Below are 10,505 nucleotides of genomic sequence, written 5' to 3'. Positions count from 1 at the left end.
ATGGCAACTCGAGAGCTCAGCGACCTAAGTAAGCTAGGAATCAAGTAAATATTTTAATGCCCAGTTGGAAGCAACCACATGCCCTGCTCAGGTTTAAGTGGGCTTCCTTTTTGCATTAGTTTGAAAGGTAGAGACTTGCTCCGCCCCTTGTCATTTTTACGTATAACAAAATGTAGGTGTGGGCCTGTGGAGTAACCCGTGTTCCCTGAGAGCGCCAAGATTTGACCTGCCTTAACTTTATCCCCAGCTTTCACTCGTATACTGCCCAAGAGTAAATGTGCATACACCGCATAAGTTCCATCATCGTGAAGAACTCTTACGACATTCGCTTTATCAATAAAAAAAGGGCTTGAAACGCCAGCTGAGGCATAGTCATCTTTTGTCGAAATAACGACTCCACCGCGCGCTGCGCTAATCTGGGTTCCTACTGTCATACCAATATCGATTGCATATAGGCTTGGTTGCGAATTGTGGCTAAAGCGGCCCTTGAAGCTTTGCGTGACTTTCATTGGTTTAAAGTTTTTGAATGGTGGTAAGTAGTGGCTTTGTGTATGACGACTGTCAGGGGAGCCGATCACATAGAAGAAACGATGTTCGCCAGAAAAAATGCGGGTTTGGCTTTGATATACTGCTTCTTGTGAATTTTCTGGAATAAGCTTGCTTAGTTTATGCGTGCCAACACTTAAGAATATTTGAATTGGTGCAAAATAGGGGGTGTGAACAATAAAGTCAGTTCCATTGTCACTGTGTGAAAGCACGAGATGAGGTTTAAGTGTTTTCTTAGTTTTGCTTTGGTAATTGATACTCTCAACTTTTGTTTGTTTGGAAGCAGGTTTTTTATCGCTATAGTGCCACTTACCATCACTACCTTGATATTTGTATATTTGGGCGTATACGTTTTGAGCCGAGAACGCAAAGATCAATGCTAGCGTCAGCGCAACGAAGCTTATCTTTAGCATCGTTTTTCTATCTCTTTTGCCAGTTTCTGGGCCCGTTCTTTACGCTCTTTTTCAGAGACTTTGACAGCTTGATTATTGTCATCGAGAAAAACAACACGACCTACAATCGTCTGTAAATAAGATCGTGCCCAATTACACCAATCGTCCTTTGTAGGTTGATCCTTTCGTTTACTCTGCCATTGTTCGAGTTTTTGCTGGCGTAATGCGTCCAGATCTTCTGCCTGGCGTTGAAGCTGCTCGGGTGAGCTGAGTTCACTGGTTATATTCATTTTGCTTGTGTCGATCTCGACTTCTTTTGCAGCAGAAGGCGCTCGAGCGTGATCACTGAAATGAACTTGCCCATTGGCGTCAGTCCAGCGAAAAACCTCAGCACTCACATTTGGTAACACCAGTACACAGAGCGTGATAAAAAATAGTAGTTTGGTCTGCACTTAAATACTCCCTTGTCTAGTATGCTTTTTTCATACTAACTTTTATAGTCCCTGATAAGGGAGCTATTCTAACAAAAGTAGCGGTTTATGCTAAAGGAATTGATAAGCGATTTAGGCCGAAGGTACTTGTGTTAGCTAGAGTGAATACTTCTCATTATAGAAATGCTTGAGCTACAGAGGTCTACAGGTTATGTTGTTTCATTAGGATAAAAATGCCGGAGAGATACATGATAAAAGGAACTTGTCTTTGCGAAGAGGTGCAGTATCAATATGATGCTGATATCCAAGAGGTTGCGATGTGCCACTGCCATCAGTGTAAAAAGGCTCAAGGAACGCCATTTGTTACTAACGCACCTATAGAGAGTCAATACTTCACCATTACGAGTGGCGCTGATCATTTGAAGACTTTCATGTCGAGCCCTAATAAAAAGCGCGTATTCTGTAGCAACTGCGGAAGTCCTTTATATAGTCAAAGAACCGATATGCCCGAAACAATAAGACTAAGGCTTGGAACTATCACTGAAGGGGAGTTCCCTGGGCCGCAATATGAGATCTTCTGTGAGTCCAAGTCAGAGTGGTTTGACGCCAAAGCCGAGCGTCCACGCTATGAGCAGCACAAAGTCTAAATGTTGGGAGCTTCGTATATATGGGAAAGTACTTTGTTATATATCCACTAAACTTCTAGCGATAGAATTTGTCACAATAATATAGCCGCGAATTACATCAGTGGCTCGGTCTGCTTATCCAGGGAAATAAACTATGAGGCATGTGAAAGTTGAGAGACGAGTGGCCGCACATTATTTGCTAGCAGCCATTGCTTTTATGCTATATGGCGGCCAAGTCTGCCCCTTATTGGAATCGATAACGGCAACTACCCTGGTTTTCCCCATACTCGTTGCTCTAGCTATTCGTTTGTTTAGTATTTCCTGGATAGATCGCAAACCACTTGACCGTCAGGTGTCTTTCCAATTCTTTCTAGATCTGAGCTTATTTATAGGCGCCGGTATCGCTCTGAATATTCACAATTTAGTGTTTCATGGCGCCCCTTTAGATAGTTTATTAAAGGTTGTGATGGGCACCTTAATACTCGGCGCGTTTGTGGCGCTGGATTTATCTTTAGGTAGAGAGAAAGATATTGCTCAATATCTCATTAAGCAGTCGATGGCATTGCAGTTAAGGGAGAACTTTCTTTCCTTTGGTAAGAAGTTCTCGGCGGCGGCAATTGTATTGGTATTCAGTATCTCGACGGTATTCTTTTTGGTTATTAATAAAGACCTAAGTTGGTTGGTCGATAGTAGCCGTTATTTGGATATAAATGATGCGCGCATTAGCATTCTCAAAGAGGTAGCCTTCGTCGCTGCTGTCCTCTTGGTATATAGTATTCGGATCATATATTCCTATGTGACAAACTTGAATATGTACCTTTATTACCAGAATCATACCTTGTTTGAGGTGATGAATGGTGACCTGGAACAGCGAGTGCCGGTAGTCAGTCATGATGAGTTTGGGCGTATGGCTGAGGGTACCAATGCGATGATTGCCAGTTTGCAGCAGCATAGGGACGAACTTCAATTGACTCGAGATGTGTCTGTGCTAGCGCTAGCTTCGCTTGCAGAAACCCGGGACAATGAAACCGGTGGCCATATTCTGAGAACTCAGCATTACGTCCGTGTGCTAGCGGAACATTTGAGTGCACATCCCGACTTCAAAGACTATCTGGATGCTGAGACGGTGGATCTTTTATATAAGTCGGCACCTTTGCATGATGTGGGTAAAGTAGGTATTCCAGATAGTATCTTGCTCAAGCCAGGCAAGCTAACAGATGAAGAGTTCATGATCATGAAAACGCATGCGCAATTGGGGGCAGACTCTTTAGCGGTTGCCGAAGCCCGCTTGGGAAGCAATTCTTTCTTGCGTTATGCACGAGAGATTGCCGCCTCTCATCATGAAAAATGGGATGGTAGCGGATATCCTCAAGGCTTAAAGGGTGATGCTATTCCACTGTCTGCGCGTTTAATGGCTTTGGCAGATGTCTACGATGCTTTGATTAGTAAACGTGTATACAAGCCAGCTTTTGATCATGACAAAGCTAAGTCAATTATCCTTGATGGTGAAGGGAGCCACTTCGACCCCAGAGTGGTGGCTGCTTTCATATCGTGTGAGGGCGAGTTTACGGAGATTGCAGCAGAATATAAGGATGACCATTAGCGATGATGTCTTTTACGGAAATTGAAGAAAGAGCCTATGCTCGTCACGGCGGGGCAATGCAAGTTAATGCCACGCTTAACTCCCCCTTATCCTCAGATGAAATTTTAGCGATATCTGATGACCGTTGGCTATCTGCCTTCTCAAAGATAGTCTTTCAGACAGGGTTTAACTGGAGTGTCATTGACAATAAATGGCCCGCCTTTGAAGAAGCCTTCGCTAACTTCAATTTGCGATATTGCGCGTCATTGTCTGATGAGGCGTTAGAAGAGAAAATGAAAGGCGGCAAGATTGTTAAGCATTGGGCAAAGGTTAGTTCAATTCGAGAAAATGCGATGTTCTTACTAGATCTTATAGAAGAGCACCGTTCTCTAGGTGAGTTTTTTGCATCCTGGAAAGCTGAAGATTTCACAGATAATATTCAGTTGCTAAAAGCGCGTGGAAATCGTTTGGGTGGACGGGTTGGTCAGATAGCTCTACGGCGACTAGGTGTAGATACCTTGGTTCTTTCAGCTGATGTTGTTGGAGCTCTAGCGCAAGCTGGTAGCATTAACAAGATGCCGAATTCAAAGAAAGCTTGGGCTTTGTTACAAGAAACGATTGATCAATGGCAGGCAGAAACAGCTTATTCCCTGAATAAAATTAGCCAGCTTTTAGGTTTGTCATACGGTGATATTTATGAGCGTTAAGCCTTCCTTTACTATTGAACTATCGGCTTAGTATTGCGTAGACTAGGCCAATAAAGCAGTGAAGTAGATCAACGAAGCTAGATGATAAGAACAAAAAAGGCTAAACATGGCATCCTCACCCTCTCCAAGCATCAGTATTAGTACAATTTCTGATGTCTATCATGTCTTACTTGATAGGGGAATGTCAGAGCAAGAGTTAGCGCAGCAATCAGGTATTAGTCGGAAAGATATTGAAAACCTTGATGCTCGTATTCCTATTTCTAAATTAAACAAGATTTGGGATATCGCCAAGGATTATACTCAGCAGGCTGAAATTGGTCTTTATGTAGGTGAAGAAATTGACCCGGCTCGCTTCAGTGTTGTCGCTCAGGCATCCTTTCAGTGTGAGACGCTTCGTGATGTGCTCCAGGTGTATGCGCGCTTTTTCAGTATTGTGAATGAGGCCGCTTGTCTAACCCTTAAAGAAGGCGATGAGTGGGCAACCCTAGAATTTAAAAGCTTGTCACCTGACTGTTATTGCATTTCCGAAATGGAGCGTATGGTGGTAACGGCCCTGGCACGATGTGATTATTTAACAGGTCGGAGAATCAAGGTTCAGTGCTTTAACTTTCAGCATGCCCAGCCTGAATATATAGCTAAGTATCAGGAAGTCTGTAAGGGCGAGCTTAAGTTCTCTCAAGAGCAGACTGGTATTGTGTTTAAGAAATCGGCGCTTGATTTGAAAGTGAAGCATGGCAACCCTTATTTGCTTAGTGTTTTAACCTCTTATGCTGAAAAGCTGCTTCGCAAGGTTGCTTCAAGCTCTGATATCAAAGATAAAGTCAGGCGTTTTATTCGGCGTCACTTGGCCGAAGATGCAGAACTGGACGTTGAGCGTGCTGCAAAGGCTCTCAATATGAGCCGTCATACGCTTTATCGAAAACTGAAAAAAGAGCAGGTATCCTTTCAGTCTTTGGTTGAGGAAGTTCGGCAGCGAGAAGCTGAGCGTTATTTGAAGGAAAACAAGGTTTCTATTAGTGAAGTTGCATTTTTGTTAGGGTTTTCTGAATTGAGTGCTTTTAGCCGGGCCTTTAAACGATGGACGGGCGAGTCTCCTGCAAAGTTTCGAGCAAAGAGTTTCAATGGGGTCAGACTCGATTGAAAATCAATCGAGTCTGACCCCATTGAAACTAAAATAGAGGGTTAACTGATGAAGTTATATGGCAAGGGTACATCACGTTCTTTTCGTTGTGTTTGGGCGGCTGAAGAGGCTGGTCTTGATTACGAATATATCTCGGTAGAATTTGGCAGCGCGGGCGAGAAAGGCACGAACAGTGAAGATTATCGTTCCATGAATGTTCAAGGTAAGGTGCCGACGCTTGCTGACGGTTCTGTTTCTGGTGGCCCCTTGGTATTAACTGAAAGTGCTGCGATTGTTAATTATCTTGGCGCTGTATCTGATAAGAACTTATGTCCACCTGCTTCGGATCCGGTACTTCGTGGTCATTATGACCAACTGATGTTCTTTATCTTGTCCGACTTGGAGCAGCCTTTGTGGACCAACGGCAAGCATCGTTTTGCCATTCCTAAAGAACACCGTGTCGCTGATGTACTGCCGACTACTTTTTGGGAGTTCGAAAAGGCACAAAAGGCACTGACGAAGCTGATCGGTGAGTCTCCGACTTTTGCCTTAGGCGATGCTTTTAGCATGGTTGATATTGCTTTAGCGCATACCCTAGCTTGGGCGGAAAGCTTTAAGTTTGAGTTATTGCCCGGTATGAAAGCCTATAAAGATGCCTTGTATGAGCGCGAAGCATGTCAGCAGGCACTTGTTAAAGTGAGTGCTGAATGATGTGCTTTAAATTGAGATATCAGCTATTAGCTTTAAGCTTGCTTGCGCTGAGTTCTTTTAGTTCTGCAGAGCTAAAAGAACTGGATGACCAATCACTAGAAGAACAAAAAGGCCAGGCCGGGATTACCATCGATATTGAGTACAAGTTGTCGATAGGTCAAATTCTCTACAAGTTTGGTGACTCAGGTAATGGCAAATCGCGTAAGCAGCAAGATTATAATATACCCGAGCCTCCTAGAATCGTGTATGTTTTGTCTGATGATAAATGACGTAAGTATGAACTGCAGAACTTTCACTCTTCTTTCTTTAGTTACTTCACTAGCTCATCAAAGCTGCTGATCAAGGCCTCCGGCTGATAACTGGAAAGATCTTCTCCTTGGTGGTAGCCATATTCAACACAGATAACAGCTACGCCAGCCGCTTTAGCGGCCTTAATATCACTCAGCGAGTCGCCCACCATGATTGACTCGCTGACATGACACCCCAAAGTATTCATGCAGTGCAGAAGCGGAGCCGGGTGAGGCTTTTTCTCTGGTAAAGAGTCACCACAAAGTATCAAGTCAAATTCAGGTAAGTCATGAGCCTTTAGGAGTGCCGGAGTGAATTGCTCTGGTTTGTTCGTAATTACTGCCAGGTAAGGGTAGTGCTCTCTTAGTTGTTTTAAGGTCTTACTGACGTGTGGGTAAAGTTTACTTTGTCGGCCACTGACGTCTTGGTAGTGATCTAAAAAGCTTTGATAGGCTTGTTGGAATAGCTCTCCATCTACTTTCTTGGGTATCATCTTATTGCTTAGAGCCCGCTTTACCAACATTGCAGCACCGTTGCCCACCCAGTGTCGAACCTTATCTTGTCCTGCTTTCTCTCGTTGTAGGTCGACCAGCATACAGTCGACAGCAAAGGCTAAGTCGGGTACCGAATCAATGAGGGTGCCATCCAGATCAAACATTATGAGCCGAGCCTGTTTGCTACAAACCTTTTCAATAAGTGTCACATGTAATCCTATTACTGTTAGTTTTCAGAATATTTTCTGATGATCTTATCGATTATTCTACATGGCAGCTCGAATCCTGTCGTGTCTTTGCATGCTATTGGGATTAAGGAGCAAATTTAATTGTTAAAGGAAGCTTTAGTGGTGTTTAAAAACAGGCTATTTGAATATGAGTTCAATATATTTTACTTTTTGTGACTATTGGTCATAAAATTTTCTTCCCTTCTAGTGTATGCTATCGATATTAACTCAAGGCCTTAGTTTACTGACGTTTTAAATGGCCATCCTTTATTGATTGATTAGCTTTTAAGTGAGGCATGATGAACCGCTCTTTAGTTTTTTCTATTGTTATGGCAATAGTCGCTACCCTGTGGATTCTATCGGGGAATTTTAAAGATGATGCCGAGCACCAAGGACAGGACGTTATTGCGGAATCATCTCAGCGCGATGAAGGTTTGTTCCGCGTGACCGTAAAGCAGTTTAAGGCACAGGAGCTCACACAGCGTATCGACTTGCAAGGTGAAATAGATGCCGATAGAAATGTTGATATTCGTGCTGAGACCGAAGGAGCTATTGCTAAATTGATCGCCAAGAAAGGTGATCGAATGACAGCCGGTCAACGTGTGCTCAATTTGGCGATGAATGATAGGCAGGCTCGCTTGGCAAGGGCTAAAGCGGATCTTAAGGTTGCAAGGGCCGAGTTGAAATCAAGCTTAAGTCTGAAGGAAAAGAATCTCTTATCCGAAAATCAGCTGCAACAAAATCAGGCGAATGTAATGGCGGCTGAAGCCGCGGTTAAAGAGGTTGAGCTGGAAATCGAACACACCCATATACTTAGCCCTTTTGCGGGTGTTTTAAATGACTTACACGTTGAGCAGGGTGACTACGTTGCTCCAGGCACTGTGTTGGCAACAATTGTCGACGATCAGGCGCTTATCATTAGTGCTGATGTTCCTCAGCAGCACGTTGCCAAATTAGCTTTGGGGCAAGTGGTTGAGGCAAAGTTACTCAATGGTACTGAGCTAAAGGGCAAGATCACTTATATATCGAGCATTGCTGATTTGGCGACACGCGCTTTCAGAATAGAGGCCTTGGCGCAGAATTCGTCTCAAGTAAAACGCTTTGGCCAAAGCGCTCGCGTTAGTATTTTGCTTGGCCAGCAAAAAGCCCACAAACTTTCTCCTTCATTATTAAGCCTTGATAGTCAGGGTGAACTGCAAATTAAAGGACTCGATGTTGAGGGGCGGGTAAAAGCATATCCGGTTGAACTCTTACGCAGCGAGAATGATGGTGTTTGGCTAGGCGGTTTACCCGAGGTGCTTGAGCTTATTACCGTCGGGCAAGGTTTTGTTTCGGTTGGTGAAAAGGTCAGCCCTGTTCGAGTTTCGGCAGAAGATAAGGCGTCAGGAGTAGATTCTTAATGAAAGAGTACTTTGGTACGGCACCAAAAACGCCAATCGACTGGGCGATAGAGCGTCGCCGTGCTGTGCTGTTGGTCTTGGTATTTTTACTAATATCCGGGATTTTTGCTTATCAGAGTATCCCAAAAGAGTCTGAGCCGGATATTGCCATTCCTATTGTTTACGTATCGATGTCGCATGAGGGTATTTCACCTGAAGATGCCGAGCGCCTACTTATTCGGCCAATGGAGAAAGAGCTTAAGTCGATAGAGGGTGTCAAAGAGATGAGCTCCGTTGCCTCCGAAGGGCATGCATCGGTGACGCTTGAATTTGATGCCGGTTTTGACAGTGATACGGCCTTGGATGACGTCCGTGAAAAGGTTGACCGTGCCAAATCAAAGCTACCTGCGAGTAGTGATGAACCTGAAGTTAATGAAGTAAACGTCGCTCTGTTTCCAGTTTTCAGCATGAGCTTGGCAGGCCCTATTCCTGAGCGGCAGTTATTGGCTATTGTGAGAGATCTAAGAGATGACTTGGAGGCGCTTCCTGGGGTGCTGGAAGTCGATATTGGCGGCGAGCGCGATGAAGTATTGGAAATTATTGTTGACCCGCTGGTACTGGAAACATACCAGATAAACTTTGAGACCGTGTTGAGCATTGTTAATCGTAATAACCAGTTGGTTGCTGCTGGCGCCATAGATAGTGGTTATGGTCGTCATGTCATTAAAGTGCCGGGTGTTATTGAGGATCTGGAAGATATTATGGCCCTGCCGATCAAAGTGGTTGGTGATAGGGTGGTGAGTTTTAGGGATGTTGCGACGGTAAGGCGCTCCTTTAAAGACCCGACAGGGTTTGCTCGTGTAAACGGGGAGTCTGCTTTGTCTTTAGAAGTTAAAAAGCGTGTCGGTTCAAACATTATCGAAGTGATTGAAAGCGTTAAGGCTATTGTTAAAGAAAAACGTCAATTTTGGCCTGCTGCGGTCAAGGAAACGTTTATTCTCGACAAGTCGGGCGAAATCAGAGATATGCTCCAAGATCTGCAAAACAACGTGTCGAGCGCGATTATTATGGTCATGATCGTCATTGTTGGAGCTTTGGGCTTACGTTCTTCATTCTTGGTGGGCATAGCTATTCCAGCATCCTTCCTTAGCAGTATTATGATTATTAATATGATGGGTTTGACCTTGAATATTGTGGTGCTGTTTAGCTTGATTCTGGTTGTCGGGATGTTGGTAGATGGAGCCATTGTTGTTGCCGAGTTAGCCTCACGAAATCAAAGTAAAGGGATGTCGGCAGCGAAAGCTTACGCAAGTGCATCAAAGCGGATGTCATGGCCGATCATCGCATCGACCGCGACAACGCTGGCTGTTTTTCTTCCCTTGATTGCTTGGCCGGGTGTTGTCGGCGAATTCATGAAGTTCTTACCCATTACGGTGATGATTTGTTTGATGGCATCGCTTGTTATGGCTCTGGTATTTTTGCCCGTTTTAGGCTCATGGTTAGGAGGGCAAACTAAGGCTAAAGGGAAGTTAGTAGACGAGTATGAACGTGATGGAGGTCATCCGCATACAATAAGCTCATTGAATGAAGAAGCCGGTGTGATGAAACGGGCCTATGTTTCAAGCTTGAGTGCCTTGCTGAAGAGACCGGGCTTAACATTTATCGGTGCACTGGGCGTCATAGTCTTCAGTTATGTCGCCTATGGGGCTTTCGGAAAGGGTGTAGAGTTCTTTCCAGATGTCGAACCGGATAGCGCGCAGGTTCTTATTCACGCTAGAGGTGACTTATCGATACATGAAAAAGATGCCTTGTTAAAACAGGTTGAACGTCGGTTTTTAAGTCTGATTGAAGGCAAAAACGAGCTTGAATCAATTTATGCCCGTTCTTTCAATCAAGCTCAGAATGCAATGGCCGAGGATGTGATCGGTTCAATTCAGTTTCAATTTGTTGATTGGGATAAGCGGCGTGTAGCGTCAGAAATTCTCACAGAAATGGAGGCGAT

At 44.2% G+C, this 10,505-nt stretch carries 11 protein-coding genes; 8 read left to right on the top strand and 3 right to left on the bottom strand.

Annotated features, from left to right (window positions below):
- Positions 1–53 precede the first annotated feature (53 nt).
- Both A3735_RS32385 and A3735_RS13660 read right to left on the bottom strand, forming a co-directional pair.
- Entirely contained in the window at positions 54–959 is a 906-nt protein-coding gene (locus tag A3735_RS32385; protein WP_068510453.1) for a peptidoglycan DD-metalloendopeptidase family protein, read from the bottom strand.
- Entirely contained in the window at positions 953–1,390 is a 438-nt protein-coding gene (locus A3735_RS13660; protein ID WP_068510455.1) for a DUF4124 domain-containing protein, read from the bottom strand. Before A3735_RS13660 ends, A3735_RS32385 begins: the two co-directional genes overlap by 7 nt.
- 227 nt (positions 1,391–1,617) lie before the next feature.
- On the opposite strand from A3735_RS13660, the gene A3735_RS13655 reads away from it, so the two are divergent.
- From A3735_RS13655 to A3735_RS13630, 6 genes are all read left to right on the top strand, one after another.
- A complete protein-coding gene (locus A3735_RS13655; RefSeq protein ID WP_068510490.1) occupies positions 1,618–2,016 on the top strand; it encodes a GFA family protein in 399 nt (132 codons plus the stop codon).
- Positions 2,017–2,149: 133 nt separating this feature from the next.
- Positions 2,150–3,598: an HD domain-containing phosphohydrolase gene (locus A3735_RS13650; protein ID WP_068510457.1), complete on the top strand. Its 1,449-nt coding sequence runs from the start codon at positions 2,150–2,152 to the stop codon at positions 3,596–3,598.
- Positions 3,599–3,600: 2 nt separating this feature from the next.
- Complete coding sequence (locus A3735_RS13645; protein WP_068510459.1) at positions 3,601–4,284, top strand: DNA-3-methyladenine glycosylase I; 684 nt, start codon at positions 3,601–3,603, stop codon at positions 4,282–4,284.
- Positions 4,285–4,390: 106 nt separating this feature from the next.
- A complete protein-coding gene (locus A3735_RS13640; protein ID WP_068510461.1) occupies positions 4,391–5,425 on the top strand; it encodes an AraC family transcriptional regulator in 1,035 nt (344 codons plus the stop codon).
- A 48-nt stretch (positions 5,426–5,473) separates the two neighbouring features.
- Positions 5,474–6,115: a glutathione S-transferase family protein gene (locus A3735_RS13635; protein WP_082865159.1), complete on the top strand. Its 642-nt coding sequence runs from the start codon at positions 5,474–5,476 to the stop codon at positions 6,113–6,115.
- Between the two features lie 11 nt (positions 6,116–6,126).
- A complete protein-coding gene (locus tag A3735_RS13630; protein WP_156499655.1) occupies positions 6,127–6,384 on the top strand; it encodes a DUF6160 family protein in 258 nt (85 codons plus the stop codon).
- A gap of 41 nt (positions 6,385–6,425) precedes the next feature.
- Here the strand turns inward: A3735_RS13630 and A3735_RS13625 are convergent, their stop codons facing one another.
- Complete coding sequence (locus tag A3735_RS13625; protein WP_231872087.1) at positions 6,426–7,106, bottom strand: phosphoglycolate phosphatase; 681 nt, start codon at positions 7,104–7,106, stop codon at positions 6,426–6,428.
- A 314-nt stretch (positions 7,107–7,420) separates the two neighbouring features.
- Between A3735_RS13625 and A3735_RS13620 the strand changes: the two genes are divergently transcribed.
- Both A3735_RS13620 and A3735_RS13615 read left to right on the top strand, forming a co-directional pair.
- Positions 7,421–8,524 (top strand): efflux RND transporter periplasmic adaptor subunit, encoded by a 1,104-nt coding sequence (locus A3735_RS13620; RefSeq protein WP_082865095.1) that lies wholly within the window; start codon positions 7,421–7,423, stop codon positions 8,522–8,524.
- A partial coding sequence (locus tag A3735_RS13615; RefSeq protein ID WP_197485892.1) for an efflux RND transporter permease subunit occupies positions 8,524–10,505 on the top strand: 1,982 nt, incomplete at its 3' end. The genes A3735_RS13620 and A3735_RS13615, both read left to right, overlap by 1 nt.

The organism is Oleiphilus sp. HI0061 (genome assembly GCF_001635675.1).
The sequence above is the reverse complement of the archived record's forward strand: the minus strand, read 5'-3'. Positions and strand labels throughout refer to the sequence as shown.

Coding starts and splice junctions, on each gene's coding strand:
- A3735_RS32385 (WP_068510453.1), bottom strand. CDS start 959: ATGCTAAAGATAAGCTTCGTTGCGCTGACGCTAGCATTGATCTTTGCG.
- A3735_RS13655 (WP_068510490.1), top strand. CDS start 1,618: ATGATAAAAGGAACTTGTCTTTGCGAAGAGGTGCAGTATCAATATGAT.
- A3735_RS13650 (WP_068510457.1), top strand. CDS start 2,150: ATGAGGCATGTGAAAGTTGAGAGACGAGTGGCCGCACATTATTTGCTA.
- A3735_RS13645 (WP_068510459.1), top strand. CDS start 3,601: ATGATGTCTTTTACGGAAATTGAAGAAAGAGCCTATGCTCGTCACGGC.
- A3735_RS13640 (WP_068510461.1), top strand. CDS start 4,391: ATGGCATCCTCACCCTCTCCAAGCATCAGTATTAGTACAATTTCTGAT.
- A3735_RS13635 (WP_082865159.1), top strand. CDS start 5,474: ATGAAGTTATATGGCAAGGGTACATCACGTTCTTTTCGTTGTGTTTGG.
- A3735_RS13620 (WP_082865095.1), top strand. CDS start 7,421: ATGATGAACCGCTCTTTAGTTTTTTCTATTGTTATGGCAATAGTCGCT.